The sequence below is a fragment of the Nocardia asteroides genome, assembly GCA_019930625.1.
In the GTDB taxonomy this organism is placed as follows: Bacteria; Actinomycetota; Actinomycetes; order Mycobacteriales; family Mycobacteriaceae; genus Nocardia; species Nocardia sputi.
In genome coordinates this window covers 6,857,154-6,883,813 of sequence record CP082844.1, presented here as the reverse complement: position 1 = coordinate 6,883,813, position 26,660 = coordinate 6,857,154, and the positions used below count along the sequence as shown (strand labels likewise).

Annotated in this window: 20 protein-coding genes, 1 rRNA gene and 1 pseudogene; 12 read left to right on the top strand and 10 right to left on the bottom strand. The window is 67.5% G+C overall.

Going from position 1 to position 26,660, the window contains the following annotated elements:
- Positions 1–65: 65 nt before the first annotated feature.
- From idi to K8O92_31045, 4 genes are read right to left on the bottom strand one after another with little or no spacing between them, the layout of a single operon-like run.
- Positions 66–638 carry an isopentenyl-diphosphate Delta-isomerase gene (gene idi / locus K8O92_31060; protein ID UAK32105.1) on the bottom strand — a complete coding sequence of 191 codons (573 nt, stop codon included), beginning with the start codon at positions 636–638 and terminating at the stop codon, positions 66–68.
- Complete coding sequence (locus K8O92_31055) at positions 635–1,507, bottom strand: methyltransferase domain-containing protein (protein ID UAK32104.1); 873 nt, start codon at positions 1,505–1,507, stop codon at positions 635–637. The genes idi and K8O92_31055 overlap by 4 nt, the downstream gene beginning before the upstream one ends.
- Positions 1,508–1,539: 32 nt before the next feature.
- Positions 1,540–3,081 carry a hypothetical protein gene (locus K8O92_31050; protein UAK32103.1) on the bottom strand — a complete coding sequence of 514 codons (1,542 nt, stop codon included), beginning with the start codon at positions 3,079–3,081 and terminating at the stop codon, positions 1,540–1,542.
- Positions 3,082–3,095: 14 nt separating this feature from the next.
- A complete protein-coding gene (locus K8O92_31045; GenBank protein UAK32102.1) occupies positions 3,096–4,502 on the bottom strand; it encodes a cyclic nucleotide-binding domain-containing protein in 1,407 nt (468 codons plus the stop codon).
- Between the two features lie 774 nt (positions 4,503–5,276).
- On the opposite strand from K8O92_31045, the gene K8O92_31040 reads away from it, so the two are divergent.
- A complete protein-coding gene (locus K8O92_31040; protein UAK32101.1) occupies positions 5,277–8,228 on the top strand; it encodes an acyl-CoA synthetase in 2,952 nt (983 codons plus the stop codon).
- 56 nt (positions 8,229–8,284) lie between these two features.
- Positions 8,285–8,884, top strand: a complete 600-nt coding sequence (locus K8O92_31035; GenBank protein ID UAK32100.1) for a class I SAM-dependent methyltransferase — start codon at positions 8,285–8,287, stop codon at positions 8,882–8,884.
- Between the two features lie 35 nt (positions 8,885–8,919).
- Here the strand turns inward: K8O92_31035 and rffA are convergent, their stop codons facing one another.
- Together rffA and K8O92_31025 are read right to left on the bottom strand one after the other, a co-directional pair.
- On the bottom strand, positions 8,920–10,059 hold the full coding sequence (gene rffA, locus K8O92_31030; protein UAK32099.1) for a dTDP-4-amino-4,6-dideoxygalactose transaminase: 1,140 nt from the start codon (positions 10,057–10,059) through the stop codon (positions 8,920–8,922).
- Complete coding sequence (locus K8O92_31025; GenBank protein UAK32098.1) at positions 10,049–11,149, bottom strand: glycosyltransferase; 1,101 nt, start codon at positions 11,147–11,149, stop codon at positions 10,049–10,051. Before K8O92_31025 ends, rffA begins: the two co-directional genes overlap by 11 nt.
- 254 nt (positions 11,150–11,403) lie before the next feature.
- Between K8O92_31025 and K8O92_31020 the strand changes: the two genes are divergently transcribed.
- The 6 genes from K8O92_31020 (at position 11,404) to K8O92_30995 (ending at position 17,967) form a co-directional block, all read left to right on the top strand.
- The gene (locus K8O92_31020; GenBank protein UAK36044.1) at positions 11,404–13,590 is read left to right on the top strand and encodes a hypothetical protein; all 2,187 of its coding nucleotides are present in this window, start codon (positions 11,404–11,406) and stop codon (positions 13,588–13,590) included.
- Between the two features lie 17 nt (positions 13,591–13,607).
- On the top strand, positions 13,608–14,078 hold the full coding sequence (locus K8O92_31015; protein ID UAK36043.1) for a GtrA family protein: 471 nt from the start codon (positions 13,608–13,610) through the stop codon (positions 14,076–14,078).
- Positions 14,079–14,149: 71 nt separating this feature from the next.
- Positions 14,150–16,402 (top strand): hypothetical protein, encoded by a 2,253-nt coding sequence (locus K8O92_31010; protein UAK32097.1) that lies wholly within the window; start codon positions 14,150–14,152, stop codon positions 16,400–16,402.
- A 41-nt stretch (positions 16,403–16,443) separates the two neighbouring features.
- Positions 16,444–16,992: a GtrA family protein gene (locus tag K8O92_31005; protein ID UAK36042.1), complete on the top strand. Its 549-nt coding sequence runs from the start codon at positions 16,444–16,446 to the stop codon at positions 16,990–16,992.
- A gap of 10 nt (positions 16,993–17,002) precedes the next feature.
- Positions 17,003–17,233 carry a Trm112 family protein gene (locus K8O92_31000; GenBank protein ID UAK32096.1) on the top strand — a complete coding sequence of 77 codons (231 nt, stop codon included), beginning with the start codon at positions 17,003–17,005 and terminating at the stop codon, positions 17,231–17,233.
- A gap of 203 nt (positions 17,234–17,436) precedes the next feature.
- Entirely contained in the window at positions 17,437–17,967 is a 531-nt protein-coding gene (locus K8O92_30995) for a L,D-transpeptidase (GenBank protein UAK32095.1), read from the top strand.
- A gap of 21 nt (positions 17,968–17,988) precedes the next feature.
- On the opposite strand, the gene K8O92_30990 is transcribed toward K8O92_30995, so the two are convergent.
- From K8O92_30990 to K8O92_30975, 4 genes are all read right to left on the bottom strand, one after another.
- Positions 17,989–18,627: a TetR family transcriptional regulator gene (locus K8O92_30990; protein UAK32094.1), complete on the bottom strand. Its 639-nt coding sequence runs from the start codon at positions 18,625–18,627 to the stop codon at positions 17,989–17,991.
- The gene (locus K8O92_30985) at positions 18,624–19,418 is read right to left on the bottom strand and encodes an ABC transporter permease (protein ID UAK32093.1); all 795 of its coding nucleotides are present in this window, start codon (positions 19,416–19,418) and stop codon (positions 18,624–18,626) included. Before K8O92_30985 ends, K8O92_30990 begins: the two co-directional genes overlap by 4 nt.
- On the bottom strand, positions 19,415–20,146 hold the full coding sequence (locus K8O92_30980) for an ABC transporter ATP-binding protein (protein UAK32092.1): 732 nt from the start codon (positions 20,144–20,146) through the stop codon (positions 19,415–19,417). Before K8O92_30980 ends, K8O92_30985 begins: the two co-directional genes overlap by 4 nt.
- Positions 20,147–20,234: 88 nt before the next feature.
- Positions 20,235–21,749 carry a multicopper oxidase domain-containing protein gene (locus K8O92_30975; protein UAK32091.1) on the bottom strand — a complete coding sequence of 505 codons (1,515 nt, stop codon included), beginning with the start codon at positions 21,747–21,749 and terminating at the stop codon, positions 20,235–20,237.
- Between the two features lie 332 nt (positions 21,750–22,081).
- Here K8O92_30975 and K8O92_30970 point away from each other — a divergent pair, with 332 nt between their 5' ends.
- From K8O92_30970 to K8O92_30955, 4 genes and pseudogenes are all read left to right on the top strand, one after another.
- Complete coding sequence (locus tag K8O92_30970; GenBank protein ID UAK32090.1) at positions 22,082–22,723, top strand: DNA-3-methyladenine glycosylase; 642 nt, start codon at positions 22,082–22,084, stop codon at positions 22,721–22,723.
- Between the two features lie 7 nt (positions 22,724–22,730).
- Positions 22,731–23,237 (top strand): annotated as a pseudogene (locus K8O92_30965) (DoxX family protein).
- 81 nt (positions 23,238–23,318) lie between these two features.
- The gene (tyrS, locus tag K8O92_30960) at positions 23,319–24,605 is read left to right on the top strand and encodes a tyrosine--tRNA ligase (GenBank protein UAK32089.1); all 1,287 of its coding nucleotides are present in this window, start codon (positions 23,319–23,321) and stop codon (positions 24,603–24,605) included.
- A 533-nt stretch (positions 24,606–25,138) separates the two neighbouring features.
- Positions 25,139–26,657: ribosomal RNA gene (locus K8O92_30955) — 16S ribosomal RNA — on the top strand.
- Positions 26,658–26,660: the final 3 nt, after the last annotated feature.

Here is a 26,660-nt window from a genome sequence, read left to right as displayed (position 1 = left end):
CGGCGTCGACCACCAGCAGTCGACGATGTGCTCGGCTGCCTCGGGCGATAGAAGTCGAGGGACGGTCAGGGTGTCGAACTTCTCGGGACGTACGCGGGCTCGGCTATGTCGAGGACTCCCGCCAGCCATGGTGTGTAGGCGTCCGGATTGTCGACCAGCGCGTCGCGGAGCGCGTCCGGTTGGATCCAGGCGTAGTCGGCGACCTCGGCCGGATCCGGCCGAGGTGTCCCGATGTCCAGCCGCCCGATCAGCACGTGATCCCATTCGGACTCGACGCGACCGGTCCGCGGGTCCGCGGCGTGGTACCGGTAGATTCCCGCTTCGGTGAGCGCGCAGGTCAGGCCCATTTCCTCGTTCAGTCGCAGCCCTGCGGCGGTCGCGACCGGTTCGTCAGGTGCGGGGTGCCCACAGCAGGTGTTGGCCCACAGCGACGGAAACCTGGTCTTCACCGCCGCACGCTGCTGCAACAGCACCCGGCCCGCCGAGTCGAAGAGCAACACGGAGAACGCGCGGTGCAGTCGCCCCGGAGCTAGATGGGCCTCGGCGACCGAGCACGCGCCGACCGCGCGGCCCATGTCGTCGACGAGCTCGACGGGCAGGGCCTCGCGGTCGGTGTGCTGCTGGGCGAGGTCGGTCACCTGCCCACCTTATCGGCGGCGATGAGCATGTAGTGGAAGCTGCCCTCCCGGTAGGCGGTCAGGAACGGCTTCTCGACGCCGGTGGCCAGCTCGGATTTCGTCCGCAGCTCCCAATACGGGATTGTCGCGGCGGTGAGCTCGGTCACGGCGATGGGCACCAGGTTGTTCTCGGCCATGGCGCGGAAGTACTCGCTGCGCGGATGGATCATGCAGCCGTAGTGCGCGTCGATCCAGCTGACCGAGGAGGAACGGCCACCGGTGACATCATTGGAGCAGCCGGTGATGCACACGTAGCGTCCGCCCGGTTCCAGCAGGCGGGAGAACTCGCGGAACAGGTCGAACAGGTCCACGTACATGGTGGTCTCGTTGGTCCAGATGCCGCGCATGGAACCGGTCTCGAATCCGGTGTCCAGCATGTTGCGGAAGTGGAACTTCACCTTGTCCGCGACACCGCGGCGGGCGGCCTGGTCGTTGGCGAAGCCGACCTGGTATTCGGAGATGGTCACCCCGTCGACCTGGCAGCCGAAGCGCTGATTGGCCATGAAGCTGGTGCCGCCGCGGCCGGAGCCGCCGTCCATCAGCCGGTCGCCGGGGCGGACGTCGCCGAGGTGGTCGAGCAGGAACTCCGCCTGCGCGGTCTCCAGCCGGTGCAACTCGGTGACGATGCGTTCCTCGCGGGTGTCCTCCGGGCCGGTCAGCACGGACAGATCCGGGTCGCCGATGCCGTAGTGATGGTGGTAGAGCCCGTCGACCTCACCGAGTTTGGTGTTGACCCGGTCGTCGTTCGGGTTGTTGTTCCAGTACGCGGCGACGGACTTCTGGTAACTGGTACGCAGAACGGTCCCGGTGTCCGGGTTGAGCATGGTCATGCGCGATCATCCTCTCTCGGTGCGGTACTGCTTCATTTCACATCGCGATAGCGTTTGCTGTCGGCGTGCCAGGCACGGTTGCCGCCCATCCAGGCCCACAGGCCGGCGAGGAAGCGGCGTAGCTGCGGCGATCCCGCCGCGGCCAGGGGCGCCGCCTCGCGTTCGAACCGGTGCACCAGTTCGTCGTGCACCTCGGCGGTGCGCAGCACGGCCTCGCGGCGTGAGCAGCGCTCCTCGGCGGCGAGGACGGTCGGCAGATTGAACTCTCTGCCGTTGGAAAGGTCCTCGCGCGCCATCGAATACAGGTCGTTCACCATCTGGCTGGCCAGCGCCGCCGTGGTGACCACACGGCGCACCGCCGGGTGGGTGTACTCCGCGGCTCGCAACTCGTAGCCGCCGAGCACGTCGGTCGGCGCCATGCAGGGCAAGAAGCTGTGCGGTTGCCGGTTGGTGAGGTATTCCCACACCGGCGGCATCCGTCCCGCCGCCCGCCAACCCGCTTCCGCGCCGAGCGCGATGAACCAGCCCGCGATCTCGGTGCGCAGCCGGGCCAGCTGCGCCGGGCTGGCGTAGCGCGCCAGATGGTCGAAGGACGTGCGGAAGGCGCGCAGGATGGGGTCGGCCTCGAGAGCCGCCTCGAGCTGGGCGACGTATCGCACGGGCAGGTGAACCGGGTCCATGGCGGCGGCGGCCAATTCGAGCCGGGGACCCAGTTCGGCCTCGGCACTGGACGGCGTGCCGTCCGGAGCCCGGTCGTCGGCGTCCTCCTCGCAGTAGTAGTCGTCCACCGACCATTCCGAGACGGCGCACTTCGCCGCTGCCAGCAGCCGGTCCGCGTCGTCGCAGTCCGGGTGGGCGAGCATGATCAGCCGACCGAAATCGGCGTCGCGCAACTCCTCCAGCCGGCCCTCGTACAGCCCGATGTCCCTCGCCCAATCGACGATCCCGGTATTGACGGCTTCGGCCAGAGCGGGATCGTCACGCAGCGGCGGCGGGCAGTACAGCGGGGGAATCGGATCCGGTCGATCGCGGCGCGTCGTGCCGGTCGGCCCTCGCGGCGTGCGCGCGGAATCACCGGCGGGTTCCGGGCCGGGCGCCGTGTGCCCGGCCGTGCGTGGCGCCACCGCGATGCCGTCTCTTCCGAAGAACGCCGACGCTGTGCCGAGTCCGGTCGGTCCGGTGGGGATGCGTGGCGGCGACGACACCGGCATCCGTTTCACCGATCTCGGTATGCCGCCGGGCGCGGCCGCTGTTCTGGTTTCGCCGATGGCGGTGCCCCGCCCGTCGGTGTGGACAGCGGCCGAGGTCGCCGCCACGACGGCGGGCGTCGTGACACGGTCCGTGCCACCAATCGGCAGCAGCAGGGCGGCGGCGCCGAGGCCGGATGGACCGAGCAACCCGGCGTGCCGCACACCCGCTGGTCCATCCGGGGGCGGAATATCCGGTGCGTCAGCTTTTTTCGGCGCGAAGAGGTCGGACGGAGCGGCCGTCCCGGTGTTGGTGAGCAGCGCGACGACGGTGGCGGCGACCTCATCGGAGGCCTGCGCCGCCGCGGCGCGGGAGAGCACCGACATGCTCATCACCCCGGTCAGTCCGCTTGCCGGGCGACCAGGACGTTGTCGAGCACGCCGAGGGCGTCGGGCACCAGCACGGCGGCCGAGTAATAGCAGCTGATCAGGTAGGAGATGATCGACTGGTCATCGATGCCCTTGAAGCGCACGTTCAGGCTGGGCTCGTACTCGTCCGGGATCCCGGTCTGGTGCAGGCCGATCACGCCCTGGTCCTTCTCGCCGGTGCGCATGGCCAGGATCGAGGTGGTCTGGGTGTCGCTGATCGGGATCTTGCCGCACGGGAAGATCGGCACGCCGCGCCACGCGGGCACACGATGTCCGTCCACCTCGACCGGGTCCGGGTAGAGCCCGCGCTTGCTGCATTCGCGTCCGAACGCCGCGATCGCTTTCGGGTGGGCGAGGAAGAGTTTCGTGCTGCGGCGCATGCTGAGCAGTTCGTCCATGTCGTCCGGGGTGGGCGCGCCGGTCTCGGTGTAGATGCGCTGTTTCAGATCGCAGTTGTGCAGCAGGCCGAAGTCGGGATTGTTGACCAGGTCGTACTCCCGCCGTTCGTAGAGCGCCTCGATGGTCAGGCGCAGTTGCTGCTCGACCTGGTTCATCGGGTCGTTGAACAGGTCGGCGACTCTGGTATGCACGCGCAGCACGCTCTGCGCCAGGCTGAGCTCGTACTGCCGCGGGGAGGCGTCGTAGTCGACGAACGTGCCTTCCAGCAGCGGCTCCCCGGAGTGGCCGGAGGCGACCTCGATGTCGGCCTCGCCTTTGTTGTTCTGGCGGTGGGTGGGCGCGGACGCGACGCGGGAGAGTTGCTCCCGCAGCGCCGGAGCGCTATCGAGGTACTCCGTCAGGGATTGCCGGGGAAGCACCAGCATGGTCGTCTTGGTCACCGTCTTGACGGTGACGGGCCAGATCGCCGAGGGCTCGATGAGCATCACGTCGCCGAAGTAGTCACCGCCCCCCAGCATGCCGAGCTTTGTCTGCTCTCCGTATTCGCCCGAACCGATCTTGCTCAATTTGCCGTGCACGATCAGCAGAACCTGATCCATCGGGTTGCCGAATTCCGCTACTACAGTGCCCGGTTCGAGATCACGCTGTTCGAAACGCTCTGCGAGGCCGCGCAACACGTCCTCGTCGTCGAAATGGCGCAGTGCCGGAAGCTCTTGCAATTCGAGGGGAATCACCCGTGCGGAGCCGCCGTCGATGACGAATTCCACCTCCCCGTTGCCCACGGTATGGGTCAGGCGGCGGTTCACCCGATACACACCGCCGTTGACCTGCGTCCACGGCAGCACGCGGGTGAGCCAGCGCGAGCTGATGCCCTGCATCTGCGGTTCGGATTTGGTGGTGTGCGCGAGTAGGCCTGCCGTGCTGGTGCTCAGGCTCCTGCGCACGTTGTTTTCCGTTTCGACTGGCATTTCTATGGTCATGCGTGGTCCTCACCTCGAGACGGCCACCGGGAGCCGGTGACGGGTTTTGGGGCAGGGTGAATACGGAGTCGTCGATAGTTCAGAGTCGCTGGGTGTTCACATCAAAACAGCAGCGGGTATGCCCGCGAAGAGCTCATCGAACGAGATTGCCTACGCGCCAAGGCGTTCCAGACGTGATCGATGGTAGACGCCGAAAGCTGCTGCGCACAGGAAAACTTCGAAGATTCGCGCGAGTGCCTGCGGATGGTTACGACACGCAGTCGATTCCGGTAACGGCGGGTGGCGTCCAGTAAATCTGCCAATTGCCCTGCGATTGCCCATGATCAGCTCTCTGTATCGATGCCTCCTGCCCTGTGGTCGGGCGTCGTACTCGATGTGATGACCAGACCACCGCGGCGACCCACCGGCAGGGCGCAGGCGGCTCCCACCGGTGCGCTCGTTCGCTTATCAAGAGATCGGGCTCAGCCATGGCTGACGTGTGCGTGGCTGTGCCGGGAGCGGCTCGTCTCCCTGGGTAGGGTGGGTCGGTATTCGCTCAGGGGGCGGCGTGCCCACCGAGGCGCACCGGTGACTCTCCGCTGTCGGTTTCCCGGTGCCTCGCACGTTCGCCGGGCGCCGTTCACGAGCCGATGCGTAAACGTCATGGAAGCCGACCGCGGCATCCATGCATGTGTCGTGTCACAGCGGACACATAATGGACAGGTGGTATGGGAAGCTCGTCTGAACACCTCGCGGTGTGTGATGCGGGTCACGTTCTAGGTAGGGCCAGGAGCGATGGTGAAGTTGAATGCGAAGGATGTGGTGGGCTCGGTGCAGCGGTTGATGGCGACCGCGCAGAACGGCCTGGAGGTCATCCGCTTCGGCGGGCTGACCCATGACGTCGCGTCCTCTCCGTTCGAAGTCGTGGAGCGCAGACGCATGTACCGGCTGCGCCATTACTTCCCCGACGACGCCACCCCCGGCCGTCCGGTGGCCCTGCTGGTCCCGCCGCTCATGGTGAACGCCGACATCTGGGACGTGAACGCCGAGGACGGCGCCGTCGGGATCCTGCACCGCGGTGGCGTCGACTGCTGGGTGGTGGACTTCGGCTCGCCCGCGAGTGAGGAGGGCGGCTGGCAACGCGACCTCGCCGACCACGTGCTCGCCGTCAACAGCGCCATCGACACCGTCAACGAGGCCACCGGCAGCGGCGTGCACCTGATGGGCTACTCGCAGGGCGGCATGTTCGCCTACCAGTCCGCCGCCTACCGGTACGGCAAGGGCGTGGACAGCATCGTGACCTTCGGCAGCCCGGTCGACATCGTCGCGGGCATGCCGTTCGGACTGCCCTACGGCATGGTCTCCGACGTCGCCGACTTCCTGGCCGACCACGTGGTCACCCGGCTGCCGATCACCGACTCCATGGTGCGGATCGGCTTCCAATTGCTCGACCCGGTGAAGACGGCCAAGTCCAGGATCGATTTCCTGCGTCAGCTGCACGACCGGGAGGCGCTGCTGCCGAAGGAGCGCCAGCGCCGTTTCCTCAACAGCGACGGCTGGGTCGGTTACGCGGGCCCCGCCGCGGCGGACCTGCTCAAGCAGTTCGTCGCGCACAACCGGCTGATGCTCGGCGGTTTCGTGATCCGCGATCAGCCGATCTCGCTGGCCGAGCTGAAATGCCCGATCCTGGCGTTCGTCGGCGAGGTGGACGACATCGGACAGCCCGCCGCCGTGCGCGGCATCGTGCGGGCCGCGCCCAACGCCGAGGTCTACGAGGCGACCTTGGTGGCGGGGCACTTCGGCCTGGTGGCCGGAAGCACGGCCACCAACCACACCTGGCCGCTGGTGCGGCAGTGGGTCGAGTGGATGGACGGCGACAAGCCGCTGCCCCCGGAAATCGTGCCGATGGCCGAGCATGTGGCGAGCAACCGCCCCCGGTCGGCGGCGACCCGGGTGGTGCACACCGCCGCGACGCTGGCGGAGGCGGGCACCGGCGTGGGCAAAGCACTCGAGGGCATCGCGAACAACACGGTGCGCGGCTCGATCGAACTGGCCGGCGAAGCCGCACGGGCACTACCCAGGCTGACCCGACTTGGCATGATCCAGCCGCACACCCGGGTATCACTCGGCCGACTGCTGGCCGAGCAGGCGCGGCGCGCGCCGCGGCGGGACCTGTTCCTGTTCGACGACCGGGTGCACACCAACGCGGCGGTCAACACGCGCATCGACAACGTGGTGCGCGGCCTGATCTCGGTGGGCGTGCGTCCCGCCATGCGGGTCGGCCTGGTGATGGAGACCCGGCCGAGCGCGTTGGCCGCTGTCGCGGCGCTGTCGCGGCTGGGCGCGGTGGCGGTGCTGCTGGCCCCGAACAGCGAACTGAGCCGCGCGATAGAGCTGACCGGCGTGGATACTCTGATCGCCGACCCGGAGAACCTGCGGCAGGCCGCCGCGACCAGCGCCCGGGTGCTGGTGCTCGGCGGTGGCGACACCCGCGAATTGTCCCTGCCCGCCGGGGATCGCTTGATCGACCTCGAGCAGATCGACCCGGCCCGGGTGCAGCTGCCCGCGTGGTACCGGCCCGATCCTGGCCTGGCGCGGGAGCTGGCGTTCGTGCTCGTCACCGGCACCGGCGACCGATTGGAGACCAAGTACATCACCAACCATCGCTGGGCACTGTCGGCGTTCGGTACCGCGACCACGGCGGATCTCGACCGCAAGGACACGGTGTACTGCCTCGCCCCGCTGCACCATTCCTCCGGGCTGCTGGTCAGCCTCGGCGGTGCGGTCGCGGGTGGGAGCCGGATCGCACTGGCCCGGTCGCTGAATCCGGAGCGCTTCGCCGAGGAGGTGCACCGCTACGGCGTCACCGTGGTCACCTACACCTGGACCATGCTGCGCGACATCCTCGACGCCGAGGTGTTCCCGGCCGGTCATCGCCACCCCATCCGGTTGTTCATCGGCTCCGGTATGCCCGCCGGACTGTGGCGGCGCACCGTCGAGCAGTTCGAACCCGCCCGGGTACTGGAGTTCTATGCCTCGATCGAGGGCGACGTGGTGCTGGCCAATGTGGCCGGTCAGAAGCGCGGGTGCAAGGGCAGGCCGGTTCCCGGCACCGCGAAGGTGGAGTTGGTCGCCTACGATCCGCTCACCGAGCGCGTTCTGGTCGACGGCTCGGGCTTCGCCCGGCGCTGCGCGGACAACGAGGTGGGCCTGTTGATCGGCAAAGCGTCCGACGGCGTCGACATCTCCGCCGGCGGCCTGCGCGGGGTCTTCACGGCGGGCGACTCCTGGATGCCGACGGAGAATTTGTTCCGCCGCGACAGCGACGGCGACTACTGGCTGATCGACCGCACGGACACGGTGATCCACACCCGGCGCGGGCCGGTGTTCGGTCAGCCGATCGTCGACGTGCTCAACGACATCACCGCGGTCGACATGGAAGTCACCTACGGCCTCAATGTCGGTGACCACTGCATCGCGGTGGCCGCAGTGAGCGTGCGCGAAGGCTTCCACCTGGAACCGAAGGACGTCACCGAGGCGTTGCGCGCGCTGGAACCGGATCAGCGGCCCGACCTGGTGTACGTGGTGAACGACATTCCCCGCAGCTCGTCCTTCCGCCCCTCCGCCCGTGCGGTGCAGGCGGCCGGGCGCCCCGAGCCGGGACCGGACACCTGGTGGTACAACCGGGCTTCCGATGCCTACGAGATCCTCACCGAGGACCAAGCACACACATTGCTGGGCGATTGACACGATTCATGTTGCCGAAGCGCCGGATTCACCGACCGATGGCATAGTGAGTGCCTGTGAGAACGAGCCTCATCTACCGCAACGGGACCGTCTACGAGGTGCTGATGCGCGGGTTGTACGGCAGGCACTACACGGCTCGGTATCGCGCTATCGCGGAGCTCGTACCGGAAGGAGCGAGCGTGGTGGATCTGTGCTGCGGACCTGCGACGCTCTACACCCGCTACTTGCGCCGCAAGTCGGTCGACTACACGGGCCTGGACCTGAACGAGCGTTTCGTCGCGCGCGTGAACGAAGCGGGCGGGCGGGGCAGGGTATGGAACCTGCGTTCGGATGACGCACTGCCCGCCGCCGACTACGTCATCATGCAGGCCAGCCTCTACCACTTCCTCCCCGAGCCGGGCCCCCTCCTCGATCGGATGCTCGCGGCTGCTGGCAAGAACGTGATCGTCGCCGAACCGGTCCGCAATCTGGCGACCAGCGACAATCCGGTTCTCGCCACGATCGGTAAGCGGTTCACCGACGCGGGCGACGGTGAGCAGGCGCACCGCTTCACCGAGCAGACGCTGGACGAGTTCTTCACGCCGTACGCGCCGCGCGTGGCACGGCGATCCCTGATCGCGGGCGGCAGGGAGAAGCTCTACGTGCTCACCGCGTAAGCCGTGATCGGGTCTCGTCTATCGCGACGACGCGATCACACGGTGAACGCGGTGACCGCGTCCACGACGCGGGCTACCTGCGCGTCGGTGAGATCCGGCCACAGCGGCAGGCGCACGACGGTTCCGGAGAACTCGGCGCTGCGGGCGCACGGTCGCGGCGTGCGGCCGAGTTTGAAGCCGGCCGGGCTGGAATCCAGCGGGATGTAGTGGAACGGGGCGGAGATGCCCTGCGCGGCGAGGTGCATGATGAGGTCGTCGCGGCGTCGCTCGGTCGGGGTGCGCAGGTAGTACAGATGCGCGGTGTGCCCGCGATCGGCGGGCACGGACATCAGGCGCACGTCGTTGCGCCGGGCCCAGTCCGGGAGGGCGGCGGCGTAGGCGTCCCACACCCGGTGCCGTCCGGCCTGGATGGTGTCGAACTCGTCCAGTTGCGCGTCGAGCACGGCCGCGTTCAGCTCGCTCGGCAGATAGCTGGAGCCGATGTCCTGCCAGGAGTACTTGTCCACTGCTCCGCGCAGGAACCGGGCACGGTCGGTGCCCTTTTCCCGGATGATCTCGGCGCGCGCCATCAGGATCTCGTCGGTGAGCAGCAGCGCGCCGCCCTCGCCGCAGTGCACGTTCTTGGTGTCGTGGAAGCTGAGCGTGCCCATCGTGCCGATGGTGCCCAGCTGCCTGCCGCGCCAGGTGCCGCCGAGCCCGTGCGCGTTGTCCTCGACGACGGCGAAGCCGTGCGCGTTCGCCAGGGCCAGCAACCCGTCCATGTCGGCGGCGACGCCACCGTAGTGGATGACCACCACGGCTTTGGTCCGCTCGGTGATCACTGCGGCCACCGACGCCGGGTCCAGGTTGCCGGTTGCCGGATCGATGTCGGCGAAGACGCAGGTGGCGCCGCGCAGCGCCATCGAGGTGGCGGTGGAGGTGAACGCGAAGCTGGGCACGATCACTTCGTCGTCGGGGCCCAGCTCCAGCAGCAGGCCCGCCATCTCCAACGCGGACGTGCAGGAGGTGGTGAGCAGGGCGTGCGGCGCGCCCGTGATCGCCTTCAGCTTCGCGGTGGCCGACGCGGTGAACTGTCCGTCGCCATGGCTGTGGTCGGAGGCCAGCACGGCCTCCAGGTTCGGTAGTTCCCGGCGCGCCCGGAATGGGCGGCTGAAGATGACGCGGTCAGTGCTCAACCCGGTCGGTCCCCCTGCTGGCGGTGGTCGCGGTCAATTCCGAAGTGTCGGCCGGACGCGGCGTCGGCGTCTCGACGGTGAGGTAGAGCGGTTTGCCCACCAGGATGTGCAGGGCCACGCCCAGGTACTCGGCGATGAGCCCGAGCGAGAAGAGCACGGCGCCGGAGCACAGCAGCAGCACCACGATGGTGGAGGCCCAGCCTTCGGGTGCCCAGCCGTCGGTGGTCAGCGCTTCGAAGACGACGATCGCGGCCATCACGACGCCGGCCAGGGCCAGCGTGACGCCCAGCAGGCTGACCAGCCGCAATCCGCGGGTGCCGCTGCACAGGACCATCTTCCAGAACAGCGAGAACAGGCGACGGTAGTTGTAGCCGGACTCCTCCCTGCCCTCGGCCCGCAACACCACCGGCGCCTGCGCGACGGCGCCGACCACCCAGGTCAGCGCGACGTCCAGGTAGACGCCGTTGGAGGCGACCTCGGCGAGCTGCCTGCCGATGTCCCCACGGATGAGCCGGTAGCTTTCGAACCGGGTGGAATCCGGGAACGCGAACAGCGTCGCGAGCACCAGCTTGGCTCCGCGCGAGGTCAGATTGCGCAGGAATCCGTGCGGCCTGGTGTTGCTCGGCTTGGAGTAGACCAGGTCGGCTCGCTGGGCCAAGGCCGTGTCCAGGAACGTGCTGATGAAGCGGGGATCGTGCTGGCCGTCCTCGTCCATGGTGACGATCCAGTCACCGGCCGCGACCGACATCCCGGCGATCGTGGCGGCGTCCTGGCCGAAGTTGCGGCTGAGCCAGACGGTGCGCACCGTGGGATAGGTTCGCTGCAGTTCCTGCAGTACCACGTCGGAACGGTCGGGGCCGTGGTCGTGCACCAGGATGATCTCGGTGACCATGAACGTGGTGCCGCCCGGCGTCTCGACGGGGCGCGTGAGATCGTGCAGTTCGGCGACCAGACCCGCGATCGTGTCCTCACCCCGGTACACCGGCACGACCACCGACACCCGGTGCGGCCGATCCACGCCGGGCCGTGCCGGGTCACCGTTCGTCGCGGGGGCGCCGGAACGGAATGTACGGGCGGGGGGAATCGGCATCAGCTGGATCGACTTTCGATGACGGTGCGTGCCGGTACTCGTTGCAGAACTGCAGAGCCCGAACCGGTGTGGACTTTAGCACGGTGCGATACGCGGCCACCGGAGCAGCTGATCATGCCCCCATCTTGGCGGCGTCCACGAGCGATGCCAACCGCACAGCCGCCCTGTAGGGTTTGGAACTCGTGACGGACAGTGCAGTGCTCGGCTCGCGGCCGGATGTCTATTCGCGGCGAGATGTCTACCGGTGGGGGGTCATCACCGCGCTCGGAGTGGTCGCGGGTTACCTCGCTGTCCTGCTGGCCAACGCCAGGCATTTCTTCACCGACGACACCGAGTCCCAGTACACCTCGCTGTGGGTCGGCCTGGGCCGTGCCCTGCGCGCGGGGGAGTTCCCGGTCATGGTCCCCGAACAGTGGATGTCGGGCAACAACACCATGGACGACGCGGGACTGTTCAATCCGCCGCAGCTGCTGATCGATCTGATCGCACCCTCGGTGGACAACGTCGCGCTGTACGCCACCGTTGTGAAGCTGATCTTCTCGATCATCGCAGCGCTCGGGGTGTACCGCGTCTGCCTCGCCTACGGCGGGCGGCCGGCCTGGTCGGCGGTGGCGGGCATCGCGCTGCCGCTGTCGGGCTTCTTCCTGTTCTTCGACGAAGCCAGCTGGATGACCGCGCTCACCGGCACCGCGTGGCTGGTGCACGCCTGGGCGGCCTCGGTGCGCTACACGCGCGGTCTCGGCGGGCCCGTCCCCGTCTTCGTCTACCTGTATCTGACCATCTCGACGCAGTACATCTTCCCGGCGGTGGAAGCGGTGCTGATGCTGGTGGCGGTGGCCGTTGGCGAACTCGTACACCAGCGCAAGTGGCAGCCGGTGCTCCGGCTGACCCTCGCGGCGGGCTGCGCCGGGTTCGCGGGTCTGCTGACCTTCTTGCCGTCGATGCTGTCGGCGAAGGTGACTTGGCGCGGCACCGCGCAGATCAACAACGACCAGTTCCTCACGGTGCCGTGGTCGGAGTCGTTGAACGCCAGCCTGCCCAGTTCGCTGCCCGCGTTCAGTTCGTGGTGGGGGTACGTGCAGCCGCTGCCGGTCACCTACATCGCGTGGTTCCTGATTCCCGCCCTGGCGTTCATCGACTGGCGCCGCGCCAAGGAGTCCTGGCGGGAACTCAGCGCGGTCGCGATCTTCGCGATCATGATGCTGATGTGGACCGCGGGTCCCGGCTCGGTCGGACCGCTGCGCTGGCCGGCGCGCGTCCTGCCGATGCTGGCCATCGGCCTGCTCGTGCTGGTGTGCGTGCTGCTGGGCCGCTACGGGACCGTGCGCGACCCGAAGAACCGTGGCACAGCGGCGGGCGTGCTGATCCTGCTGCTGTGGGTGCGCTCGTTCTCCGCCGACCCGCACGACGCGATCTGGCACGTAGTCGCGGCGCTCGCGCTGGCCGCCCTGGTGGCCGCGGCGGTGTGGCTCGGGCGAACCAAGGGGACCGCGGCGGTCTGCGCTCTCACCGTCCTTGCGATGTTCCCGATCGCGTACTTCCAGGTCAGCGCCGCGCAACCGACTCCGATGTCGTGGAACCTGCCCGCGAAGCGATCGGAGGCCAAGGCGGCGTTCCCGGACTTCGCGGGTACCTCGATCCAGCTAGGCGACCGCGGTCTGTTGCAGCCTCAGGACAAGAGCGTCGAGGGCGCGTACGGGTCACTGGTCTTCGGCAACTACGCCCGCGGCGTCGAACTCGACTATGTGAACGGTTACACCCCGAGCGGTCACTTCTACTTCGGCGAGATGCTGTGCATGCGCTGGGACGGCAGCGTCTGCCCGGACGCCTACCGGCGGATGTTCGCGCCGGAGCAGTCCACGGGACGGCCGCTGGTCGACCTGATGAAGCTGGACCGGGTGGTGCTGCAACGAGCGCTGTTCCCGGACGCGGGCAACCAACCGGCGCCCGAGGGCTGGAAGTGGGTGGACTATCCCGGTCACGAGCGCTACATCGCGGTGCTGGAACGGGTGGACGGACTCGTCTCGACGAAGAACGGCCGCGTCGCCGCCGCCGACGACGTGACCGCGACGTCCATATCCGAAACCGACACCACCAGCCGCGTCCGCGTGTCCTCGGCCGACGGCGGCCGGGTCGTGTTCGCCCGGCTGGGCTGGCCGGGATACCGCGTCACCTTGAACGGCGAGTCTCTTCCGATCACGACTGTCGCCAAGTCCTTCGTCGCCGTCGAGGTTCCCGCGGGTACCCAGAACGCCGAACTGGTGCTGACCTGGCGTCCCCCGGGCTGGAAGATCGGCATCGCCACCGCGCTGGCCGGCGTGCTCGGCCTCGGCGTTCTGCAGTGGCTGTATATCCGCTCCCGGCGACGCGAGCAGCCGGAGCAGACCGGCGCCGCCGAACCCGCCGAGACGGATCGCGAATTGGCGGACGTCGTTTCGTGAAGACGAACGCGCGTCCCGTGGTCGCGGATCCCGGCGCGGCGGCACCGGAGCCCGAGGCAGGCCTGCTGGTGCGGGCGGTCCGTCGTCAGGAGGTGGCATTCGCCCTGGTCGGCGCGTGCAACACCCTGCTCGGCATGGGGCTGACGGTCGCGTGGCTCGCGGTGCTCGGTGACGCGTGGCCGCCCGCCGTCTCGGTGGTGCTGGCCTACGGCATGGGGATCGTCGTCGCTTTCGTTCTGCACCGAACCCTCGTGTTCCGGGTGCGCGGCCGGGTATTGCGCGACTTCGCCGGCTTCGTCGTGGTGAATTCCGGTGGGCTGCTGATGAACACGGTGCTGCTGTCGCTGGCCGTCTCGGTGCTGCACCTGCCGCGGATTCCGGCGGCGGTCGTGGTGATGGGGCTGGTCGCGTTCGCCAGTTTCTTCGGCCATCGCTACATCTCGTTCCGCCGTAGGCCGGAGACTCCGTCGGCGCACGCGACCGGATAGCGCCTTCGCCGACGGCCTTCCGGCACTGGCTTGCCGGAACGGCGCCGAGTTGCGGGTATGGTCTGTGACTCGTGGCCGAACGTCGAACCTTTCCTTCGCGAGAAGATCTCACATGGGGCGCTATCACGGCGCTCGGGGTGATCGCGGGATACGGTGCCGTTCTACTAGCCAATGCCCGGCATTTCTATACCGACGACACGGAGTCGCAGTACGCCCCGCTCTGGGTGATGCTCGGCCGGTATCTGCGCGAGGGACGTTTTCCCGCGCTGGTGCCCGAGCATTGGATGGCAGGCAACTACGCCATCGAAGAAGCCGGTCTGCTCAATCCGCCGCAACTGCTGATCGACCTGATCGCTCCGTCGGTCGACAATCTGGCGCTGTACGCCACCGTGGTGAAGCTGATCTTCGCGATCATCCTCGCGCTCGGCGTCTATCGGATCTGTTCGGCCTACGGGGCGAAGGCCCCTTGGGCGGCGGTGGCCGGCGTCGCCATGCCGTTCACAGGATGGCTGCTGTTCTTCGACGAAGCCAGCTGGATGACCGCGTTCACCGGCACCGCCTGGATGGCGCACGCGTGGGCTTCGGGGGTGCGGTACGCCCGCGGGCGCAGCGGGCCGATTCCGACGTTCGTCTTCCTGTACCTGGCCATCTCGGTGCAGTACATCTTTCCCGCGGTCGAGGCCGGTCTGATGGTGGGCGCCGTCGCGATCGGCGAACTCGTCCATCAGAAGGCGTGGCGGCCCTCCCTGCGCCTGCTCACGGTCGCGGCCTGTGCGGCTCTGGCCGGATTGGCGACCTACCTGCCGAGCATGCTGTCGGCGAAGGTGACTTGGCGCGGCACCGCGCAGATCAACAACGACCAGTTCCTCACGGTGCCGTGGTCGGAGTCGTTGAACGCCAGCCTGCCCAGTTCGCTGCCCGCCTTCAATTCCTGGTGGGGGTACGTGCAGCCGATGCCGGTGGTCTACATCGCGTGGTTCCTGATTCCGGCGTTGGCCTTCGTCGACTGGCCCCGGGCGCTGCGCGGCGCGCGCGAATTCGTCGCGCCCGCGCTGTTCGCGGTGATGGCGCTGATGTGGACAGCCGGGCCCGGCGCGATCGGCCCGCTGCGCTGGCCCGCCCGGGTGCTGCCGATGGTCGCGCTCGGCCTGCTGGTACTGGTGTGCGTGCTGCTGGGCCGCTTCGCGACCTTCCAGGACCGGCGGCGGCGTGGCATCGCGGCCGCGGTGCTCATCGGCCTGTTGTGGGCGCGTTCGTTCTCGGCCGCCCCGCAGGAGGTGGTCGGGCACGTCCTCGCGGCGCTCGGTGTGGCCGCGCTCGGCGCGGTGGCGGTCTGGCTCGGGCGCAGCCACGGCACGGCGGCCGCGTGCGCGCTGGTCGTCGTTTCGGTGTTCCCGATCGCGTATTGGCAGGTGTCGGCCGCGCAACCGACGCCGATGGGCTGGAATCTGCCGGAGAACCGGTCGGAGATGAAGGCCGCGTTCCCCGATTTCGCGGGCACAACGCTCCAACTCGGGGACCGTATGCTCATCCCGCCGGCGGAACGGAATCTCTCCGGTGCGTATGGCTCGCTGGTTTTCGGCAACTACGCCAAAAATCTCGAGCTGACCTACGTCAGCGGGTACACCCCCAACGGGCACTACTGGTTCGGCGAGACGCTGTGCATGCGGTGGGACACCAGCGTCTGCCCGGACGCCTACCGGCGCGCCTTCGCCGCCGAGCCGACCACCGGCCGGACCATCGTCGACTTGATGAAAGTCGATCGGGTCGTGCTGCATCGCGCCCTGTATCCGGACGCGCGCGACCAGCCCGCGCCCTCCGGCTGGAGGTGGGTCGACTATCCAGGGCACGAGAAGTACATCGCGGTGCTGGAACGCATCGACGGCCTGATCTCGGCCCGCGACGGCCGGGTCGCGGCCGTCCAGGGCGTGACGGCCACATCGGTCGCCGAATCGGACACGACCAGCAGGGTCCGCGTGAGTTCGCCGGAGGGCGGGCGGGTCGTCTTCGCCCGGCTCGGCTGGCCGGGCTACCGGGTGACGCTGGACGGCCGCGAGATCCCGTCCACCCTGGTGGCGAAAACCTTTGTCGCGGTCGATCTTCCGGCTGGCAGCTCCGGTGAGCTGGTGCTGTCCTGGCAGCCGCCCGGCTGGCGGATCGGCGTCGCCGCGGCGCTGCTGGGGATGCTCGGCATCGCGCTGCTGCAGTGGGTGTACCGGCGCGGCAGGCGGCGGCCGGACCGATCGGTCGAAGCAGGTGACGCGCCGTCCCCGGGCGACGCGGCCGTGACACCGGAGACCGACTTGGCCGACGCCGTCCGATGAACGGGGGCGCGGCGGATCGAGTCGGCGCGCCGACGACGGGTATGCGGCGCGACGTCGCGGGTGTGACGGAGGCGCCTCGGGCCTTCGTGACGGACGCCCGGCTCACCAGCGTGGCGGAAAAGACCACGCCGCTTCCCGCCGATCCCGGTCCGCTGCTGCGATTGGTGCGACGTCAGGAGATCGCGTTCGCCCTCGTGGGCATGGTGAATACGGGCCTCGGCATGGTCTTGACGGTGACGTGGCTGGCGGTGCTGGGCGAGCGGGTGCCCGCCGCCGTCGCACCCGCCCTGGCCTACAGCGTCAGCGTCGTCGTGGCGTTCGTCCTGCACCGGACCCTCGTGTTCCGCGTGCGCGGACGCCTGAGGCGCGATTTCTTCGCGTTCGTCGCGGTGAACTCCGGCGGGCTGGCGCTGAACATGGCGCTGCTCCAGGTGGGGGTATCGGTCCTGCATCTGCCGCGCATCCCGTCGGCGGTCGCGGTGATGGCGCTGGTGGCCGGCGCCAGCTTCTTCGGGCATCGCCACATCTCGTTCCGCCGGACGCCGGCGCTCGGTGTGGACGGTTCTCGGTCCGGTCCGCCCGGGAGGTAGGTTTTCTCGTATGCCTGAGCACACCACCCTGGACGCCACACTGTTGAGCCTGCTGGCTTGCCCGCAGGACAAGGGACCGCTGCGGCTGGTCCGTGCCGCCGACGGCAGCGCGCTGCTCTACAACCCGCGCCTGCGCCGGGCATACCCGATCGAGAATGGCATCCCGGTCCTGCTCGTCGACGAAGCCAGGGACGTCACCGACGCCGAACACGACGCGTTCATCGCGCAGGCCGACGCCTGATCCTCCGCACGTCCTGCTGCCATTCCTCTCCCGTCTGCCTCGCGGCGGTCGGGGCGTCCCCCGGGCAACGGATGAGTCACGGTCGTTTTGCCTCCATTGACCGTTTGAAGCCGGGTCCGCCATGATCATTTGCACCTCGAGACGGTCCATTCGCTCCAGCAAAGGGGTGGTGCGGCCAGCCTGACGAGCGGCACAGGTGGCGTATGGGGAGAGAGGTCGGGAACGTAATGAGCAGCTCGCGTTTACGTAACTGGACAGCTCGATGTGCGATTGCCTGCGCAGCCGCGGCGGGATTGGTCGTAGCGGCGCCCGCGCAGGCCGAACCGCTCTGGCCGGGTGGACCGGACATTCCGGGTATGCCCGCCCTGATTCCGCCCCCGCCGCCGGTCGCTCCGTGTTCCACGGCGGCCCGTGCGTGCATGCGGCTGTCGACGGATGAAGCCTGGCTGATGGACGAGGGCAAGGTGGTCTACGGCCCGACCCCCATTTCGCACGGGATGCCCGGATACGAGACGCCGCCCGGAGTCTTCCGCGTGTCGTTCAAGCGGGAGTTCCATTGGAGCACCATGCACAACGCTCCGATGCCGTACGCGACCTTCTTCAACGGCGACATCGCCTTCCACGTCGGCCCGATCGAGAAGAAGTCGCACGGCTGCGTCCGGATGACCCACGAGGGCGCGAAGGCGTTCTACGAGTACCTGTGGCCGGGTGACGTCGTCGAAGTCGTGGAGTGACGGCCCGCGCAGCGGTGACCTTTACACCGGTCTCCGCGTGATGTCACCGGTCAGATAGCGTTGCAGCGTCGGGCCCACCGTGGCCGCCAGGTCGGCCGCGGGCATCGAGGCCAGCGGCTCGACGCCGATGATCTTGCGGCCCACCAGCACGCCGATCATCTGCGACGCCACCAGTGCGACCCGGGTGCGACCGTCGTCCTCCGGGGTGGCGATGCGCTGGCGGACGCGTTCCAGCACGACTTCCAAGAGAAACGTCCTGGCCAGCGCCGGGTCGTCGTTGCCGGCCAGGATGCTGCGCACCACCGCGACCACACCGGGACCCGCCGGGGAGTCCCATACCCCCACGACCGCGCGAATGATGGTCTCGCCCAACTGTTCCAGGGGCACGGAATCGAGGATCCGCAAGGTCGCCTCGGGATCCACCGGCAGCTCCACCACCGCGGCGAAGAGCTGTTGCTTGGTGCCGAAGTAGTGGTGCACCAGGGCCGGATCCACCCCCGCGTCGGCGGCGACCGCGCGCACCGAGGTCTTGTCGAAGCCCGCCTCGGCGAAACGCGCGCGGGCGGCCGCGAGGATGGCCTCGCGGGCGCCCGATCGACCTGGTCGACGCCCGGTGCGCAGGGGCCGCTCGGCACCGCCGGAATCGTCGCCTGCCCTCACTCGGTCCGCCGTCGTAGCGTCGCCGCGCCCAGGCACAGGGCGACGATCGCGAATGCCGCGACGATGGCCAGGTCACGCCACATCGCACCGGTGACCTCCGGATGCACTGAAACCTGTTGCAGCGCATCGACCGCGTAACTCAACGGCATCACGTCGCTGATCACCTCCAGCCAATCGGGCAGCTGGTCGCGGGGAACGAGCAAGCCGCACAAAAAGATCTGCGGTGCGACCACGACCGGCATGAACTGTACGGCCTGGAATTCGGTGCGGGCGAAAGCGCTTGCCAGCAGGCCGAGGGCCACCCCGCACACCGCGTCGACCACCGCGATCAGCACGACCCAACCGGGGCTGCCCGCCGCGCCGAGCCCCAGCAACCCGAAGGAGACCAGGCAGGCGACGGTCGCTTGAGCGGCGGCGGCCAGCGAGAACGCGGTGCCGTATCCGGCGAGCAGGTCGAGTTTCGTCAGCGGGGTGGACAGCAGCCGCTCCAGCGTGCCCGAGGTGCGTTCGCGCTGCATGGCGATCGCGGTGATCAGGAACATCACGATGAACGGCAGGATGCCGAGCATGCTGATGCCGACTCGGTCGAACAGCGAGACCGGATTCATCGGGTTGGTCGGGGTGTCCTTGTAGATGAAATACAGCAGCGTCATCAGCAGGGCGGGAACCACCAGGATCATGGCGACGGTGCGGTGGTCATTGCGCAGCTGCCGCAGGATGCGACCGGTGGTCGCGGCGTAGGGACGCATAGTGGGCGTCCGCCGGGGCGCGGCTGCCGAGGTGGCGGTCATGCGTTCTGTCCCATCGTGATCAGTGTGAGGAAGGCGGTCTCCAGGTTCTGTTCCCCGGTCCGCGCGCGTAGTTCGTCGGGACTGAGCTGGGCGAGCAGCTGACCGTCGCGCATCAGCAGCAGCCGGTCACAGTGCTCGGCCTCGTCCATGACGTGACTGGACACCAACAGGGTCGTCCCGTTCGCGGCCAGCTCGTGGAACTGCTTCCACAGCTCGACCCGCAGCACGGGATCAAGACCCACCGTCGGTTCGTCCAAGACCAGCAGCTGAGGCTGGGCTACCAGCGCGCACGCGAGGGACGCGCGCGTCTTCTGGCCGCCGGAGAGCTCGTCACCGCGCTGCTGGGCGTGCTCGGTCAAGCCGACCGCCGTGATCGCGTCGTCGACGTCGGCGCGGTCGCGGCCGTAGAGCGCGGCGAAGTACGCGACGTTCTCGCGGACGCTGATGTCGTTGTAAATGCTCGGCGCCTGGGTGACGTAGCCGATCCGGTGGCGCAACGCCGCGGAGCCCGCCGGGATGCCGAGCGCGGTGACCTCACCGGACTCCGTGATCTGAGTGCCCACGACGCAGCGCATCAGTGTGGTCTTGCCGCACCCGGACGGACCGAGCAGCCCGGTGATCGAACCGGACGGGATGGTCAGCGAGACGTCGCGCAGGACCTCCCGGCCGCCGCGGCGGACCCGCAGGTTCCGTACTTGGACGGCGGGGGATGGGGTGGGTTGCGACACGGCCGCCTCAATTCATCGAGTGTTGAATTCACTATGTGATGAATTTATCTCGCCTGCGCTGACTAGGCAAGAGCGCCGGACCGAGTAATCAGTGGCCGTGGTGGGTCGGCGGTCTGCCCGCTGCCTGGCCCGGGTCCACGACCACGAACTGGCCCATCATCCCGAGGTCCTCGTGCCAGAGCAGGTGGCAGTGGTACATGTACGGCGAGTCGGCATCCGCCGGGCCGTCGAACCGCATGGCCAGTCGCGCCGTGCTCCCCGGGGGCAGGTAGATGGTGTCCTTCGACCCGGCCGGCGGTGGGCCGTCGTTCAGTGCGAGCACGCGGAACTGCACGTCGTGGACGTGGAAGTTGTGCGGCATCCCGTCGTTGTTGCGCACCACCCAGGTCTCCGCGGTGCCGCGAGTGACCGCGAAGTCGATGCGGTCCATATCCATCGGCGTGCCGTTGATCCCGCTCAGGTTCAGGTCGAAATGCCGTTCCCGCACCGAATCGCCGCCATCCGGCGTGGTGGGCGAAGCCAGCGTCGCGGGTAAGGCCGGTGAGGGCCGCAGCGTCTGGGCCGCGCGCAATTCGAGAAGGTCGAAGGTGTCGTCCCCACCGGAGAAACGCTGGGTCCAGAAATCGAGCCCGGCGTCGAGTTCGCCGCTGCGCAGCACGGTGCGCTCGCCCGGCCGCATCCGCACCACGATCTCGGCTCGCTCGCCCGGCGACAACCGCAGCCGAGCCAGGCTGCTGGGGCGTTCGACCAGGCCGCCGTCCGTGGCGACGAGGAAGAACGCGCGCAGGTCGGAGAACTCGAAGGTGTAAGTGCGTGCGGTCGAAGCGTTGAGCAGTCGCAGGCGGAGGAGTTCATCGGCGACGTTCCGGTAGGGCGCGAGCGTCCCGTTGACCATCGTCCGATCGCCGAGGAATCCGGCATCGCGGAACACCCTGTGCGCGGAGTCGAATGCCGCGCCGTCGAATCTCACGTCCTGCACGATCACCGGCAGGTCGTCCACGCCGTAGGTCGAGGGGAGTGGCAGATCGGTGGACGCGTCGTCGTCGAGCAGGAACATGCCTGCCAATCCGCGGCGCACATGGCTCTCGGTCGCGCCGTGCGGATGGGGGTGATACCAGAGCGTGGCAGCGGGTTGATCGATGCTCCAAGTCGGCGTCCACGCCGCTGCGGGCGCGATCATCTGGTGCGGGCCGCCGTCCATCGCGGCGGGCAGGTGCATACCGTGCCAATGCACGGTGGAGGCCTCCGGCAGGTTGTTGCGCACGGTGACCGCCACCTTCTCCCCGCGCCGCGCCCGCAGCGTCGGACCCAGGTAGTCGCCGTTGAAACCCCAGGTCTCGGTAGCCCGGCCCGGGAGGAATTCCCTCCGCCCCGGTCGCATGTCGAGTTCGAACGTACGAATTCCGTCGGTGCCGAGCCGGGACGGCGCGAGTGGAGGAACGACGAGTTCGTTCCGGAAGTCGGTACTGCCGACCGTGGATACGGTCGCCTCGACGTACACCCGGGCCACGCCGGCGAATATGGCCAGAACCAGCAGAGTCACGACGGAGACGAGGACCAGGAGCAACCGTCGCCACCTGTGCGGCCGGGAATCCGAAGACATGGACCGACGGTAGAATCGACGGCGCTCCAACACATCCGGGAGCGTCCCTATTTCCTTCCCGTCCCGCCCCTGACGGCAGGCGACGCAACCGTCAGGGTGGTCCGGCCGCCGTGCGATCGCCTCGTCCGACTCGGAACACAGCTCGGGGACTCACGTCCCGGCCCGTACGCCTGTCCTATGGTCGTCACCACCCGCGAACCCTGCCTCGGTGATCCGACCGTTTGGATCGGCTCAGCGGCACCCCTTCAGGGTTCCGGCGTGATCGATCCGAGTGTGGGCTGCGCGCCGCGGTCACAGTGGCTCGGCGAGCCATGTCGGAGCCGTCGAGGACAATGGCGACTGTGTGTGCCCATACTGTCGAGGAACTCGCCGTCGAACCACCCGCCGCCGCCCGGCGCTTGCTCGGAGCCACGTTGCGGTCGGGACCGGTCGCGGTGCGCATCGTCGAAGTCGAGGCCTACGGGGGCGACCCGGCCGGGCCGTGGCCGGACCCGGCTTCGCATTCCGGTCGTGGCCGGACCAAGCGCAATGAAGTGATGTTCGGTCCTGCCGGTGTGCTGTACGTCTATCTCAGCTACGGCATGCACACCTGCATCAACGTGACGAGCGGCCCGGATGGAGTCGCCAGCGCCGTGCTGATCCGCTCCGGCGAGGTGATCGAGGGGCTCGAGACCGTACGGGCGCGTCGCCCGGGCGCGCGCTCCGATCTCGGCTTGGCCCGTGGGCCGGGCAACTTCGGCAGCGCGTTGGGAATCACGTTGAGCGACTACGGAACTCCACTGTTCGATCCGTCATCGCCGATCCGGTTGGAATTGAACGGCCCGGTCGAGGCCGCCGAGATCACGAGCGGCCCGCGGGTCGGTGTCAGCAGCGCGGCGGACGTGCCGTGGCGGTTCTGGCTTCCGGGTTCGCGGGCGGTGTCGGTGTACCGCCGCAGTCCGCGTGCTCCGCTGCCCGCCGTGAAGTCCGCCTGACGATCGCATCCTGTGGACACTCCGGATCCTGCTCGGTCTGTTGCTGATCATCGCCTCGGGCTGCCGAAACTCGTCGGTGAGGCTGACGCCGTGGGAATCTTCGACGAGATCGGCTTCGGCGACTGGCTCCGATACCTCACAGGCTTGATCGAGGTCGCGGGTGGTGTCGGGCTGCCGGTGCCGCGGCTGAGCGGTCCGACCGCAGCCGGGCGCTCCGTCACCATGACATCGGCGGGAGCCACCCAGGCATTCATTCATCGTGGGCGCTCCCGCGCTGGCGCCGTTCCCGCTGGTGCCGGTCGTGGTGTTCGCCTGGATCGCCTACCAGCGGCACGACAGCATCGCCGCGCGGTGCGTGGAACGCTGTCTCGTTGAGCGAAGACGCGAACGAGGACGGTCGGTCGACTTCGGTCCACCAGCCGTCGTGCCGCGTTGTAGTCGGCCATCGCGGCAGTCTCGACCTGATAGGCGCTCGAGGTCGATGCGCCTCCCAGGTGCCGGCGACGGTCGGTGAGAGTCCGGCAACTGTCCACGCCGTGCCACGACACCGAGGTCCGCACGAGGCCGTGGACCTCGTGCGGAAAGATAGGACAGCGTGAGCGGCGACATCATCGACGAACTGACCTGGCGCGGACTGATCGCGCAGTCCACCGACCTGGATGCCTTGCGTGCGGCGGCCGCCGGGCCGCTGACCCTGTATGCAGGCTTCGATCCCACCGCCGCCAGCCTGCACGCGGGCCACTTGGTGCCACTGCTGGCCCTGAGGCGTTTCCAGCGAGCCGGACACCGCCCCATCGTGCTGGCCGGTGGCGCCACCGGGCTGATCGGTGACCCGCGCGACGTCGGCGAGCGGACCATGAACTCCGCCGACACCGTTGCCGGCTGGGCCGAACGGATCCGATCCCAGTTGGAGCGTTTCGTCGACCTGGACGACTCACCCACCGGTGCGGTCATCGTCGACAACATGGACTGGACCGGGCCGTTGTCCGCGGTGGACTTCCTGCGCGATGTCGGCAAGCACTTCTCGGTGAACGTCATGCTGGCGCGTGACACCGTCAAGCGACGACTGGAGGGCGAGGGCATCTCCTACACCGAGTTCAGCTACATGCTGCTGCAGGCCAACGACTACCTGCAGCTGCGCCGCAACTACGGTTGCACGCTGCAGGTGGGCGGCTCCGACCAGTGGGGCAACATCATCGCCGGCGTCGAGCTCAACCGCCGGGTGGACGGCGCGTCCGTGCACGCCCTCACCGTTCCGCTGGTGACCTCCGCCGACGGCAAGAAGTTCGGCAAGTCCACCGGCGGCGGCAGCCTGTGGCTCGATCGCGAGATGACCAGCCCCTACGCCTGGTACCAGTACTTCGTGAACACCGCCGATGCCGACGTGGTGCGCTACCTGCGGTGGTTCACGTTCCTGTCCCGCGAGGAACTCGACGAACTGGAGCGGGCGACCGCCGAACGCCCGCACGCCAGGGAAGCGCAGCGCAGGCTCGCGGCCGAGATGACGACCCTGGTGCACGGTGAAGCCGACACGCGCGCCGTGCAGCTGGCCAGTCAAGCGCTGTTCGGCCGGGGAGAACTGCGAGAGCTGGACGAGGCGACCCTCGGCGCGGCATTGCGCGAAGCTGCGATCGACGGCGAGGTCGCGCAGGTCAAGGCAGGCGAGCCGAACACCATCGTGGATCTCTTGGTCGCGACCGGCTTGTCCGAGAGCCGTGGGGCCGCTCGCCGCGCGGTGAACGAAGGCGGCGCCTCGGTGAACAACGAGAAGATCTCCGATATCGATTGGACTCCGGCCGATGCCGACTACCTGCACGGACGCTGGCTCGTCCTGCGGCGCGGCAAGAAGAACCTCGCCGGAGTTCTGCGGGCAGGGGTGTAACCTCGTGGTGGCTTGAATCACATCCGTGTGATTCAAGCCGCCAATCACTCCGAATCCCGCCCTCTGACCTGCGGAAACGCTAAGTTGTTCAGGCGATTTGACGTAGCGTTATCCGCCGCGTAACTTAGTCCAAGTCAGAGCGACACGGACACCGACCCGGAGCCGAGAAGCGAAGCGGAGACGCTGAGCGGATGGACCGGGAAACGAGGTAGGACGAGGAGCGCCTGATATACAGAGTGGCGTGGATCATCCGGCAGGACTTGACTTCGGTTGACTACGTGCTTAGACTGGAAAAGTTGCCTCACAGAAGGTTCGGTTGAGACCGGCCCGGAAGTGTGTGCGTGTGTTCTTTGAGAACTCAATAGTGTGTCGATGAATGTCAGTGCCAAATATTTTTTGGTTCCGGCTCTTACACTCCCCGTGTGGAGGGTCGGGCATTTTTTGTCAGCTTTTTGCTGGCGATTGTTTTGCTAGGTTTTCGGACTCTAGTTTTTGATCTGATTGCACCCTTTCGGGGGTGTGGTTGTGAGTCTTCAACGGAGAGTTTGATCCTGGCTCAGGACGAACGCTGGCGGCGTGCTTAACACATGCAAGTCGAGCGGTAAGGCCCTTCGGGGTACACGAGCGGCGAACGGGTGAGTAACACGTGGGTGATCTGCCTCGCACTTCGGGATAAGCCTGGGAAACTGGGTCTAATACCGGATATGACTTCTGGTCGCATGGCTGGGGGTGGAAAGATTTATCGGTGCGAGATGGGCCCGCGGCCTATCAGCTTGTTGGTGGGGTAATGGCCTACCAAGGCGACGACGGGTAGCCGGCCTGAGAGGGCGACCGGCCACACTGGGACTGAGACACGGCCCAGACTCCTACGGGAGGCAGCAGTGGGGAATATTGCACAATGGGCGAAAGCCTGATGCAGCGACGCCGCGTGAGGGATGACGGCCTTCGGGTTGTAAACCTCTTTCGACAGGGACGAAGCGTAAGTGACGGTACCTGTAGAAGAAGCACCGGCCAACTACGTGCCAGCAGCCGCGGTAATACGTAGGGTGCGAGCGTTGTCCGGAATTACTGGGCGTAAAGAGCTTGTAGGCGGTTTGTCGCGTCGTCTGTGAAAACTCACAGCTCAACTGTGAGCTTGCAGGCGATACGGGCAGACTTGAGTACTGCAGGGGAGACTGGAATTCCTGGTGTAGCGGTGAAATGCGCAGATATCAGGAGGAACACCGGTGGCGAAGGCGGGTCTCTGGGCAGTAACTGACGCTGAGAAGCGAAAGCGTGGGTAGCGAACAGGATTAGATACCCTGGTAGTCCACGCCGTAAACGGTGGGCGCTAGGTGTGGGTTTCCTTCCACGGGATCCGTGCCGTAGCTAACGCATTAAGCGCCCCGCCTGGGGAGTACGGCCGCAAGGCTAAAACTCAAAGGAATTGACGGGGGCCCGCACAAGCGGCGGAGCATGTGGATTAATTCGATGCAACGCGAAGAACCTTACCTGGGTTTGACATACACCGGAAACCTGCAGAGATGTAGGCCCCCTTGTGGTCGGTGTACAGGTGGTGCATGGCTGTCGTCAGCTCGTGTCGTGAGATGTTGGGTTAAGTCCCGCAACGAGCGCAACCCTTGTCCTGTGTTGCCAGCGGATTATGCCGGGGACTCGCAGGAGACTGCCGGGGTCAACTCGGAGGAAGGTGGGGACGACGTCAAGTCATCATGCCCCTTATGTCCAGGGCTTCACACATGCTACAATGGCCGGTACAGAGGGCTGCGATACCGTGAGGTGGAGCGAATCCCTTAAAGCCGGTCTCAGTTCGGATCGGGGTCTGCAACTCGACCCCGTGAAGTTGGAGTCGCTAGTAATCGCAGATCAGCAACGCTGCGGTGAATACGTTCCCGGGCCTTGTACACACCGCCCGTCACGTCATGAAAGTCGGTAACACCCGAAGCCGGTGGCCTAACCCCTTGTGGGAGGGAGCCGTCGAAGGTGGGATCGGCGATTGGGACGAAGTCGTAACAAGGTAGCCGTACCGGAAGGTGCGGCTGGATCACCTCCTTTCTA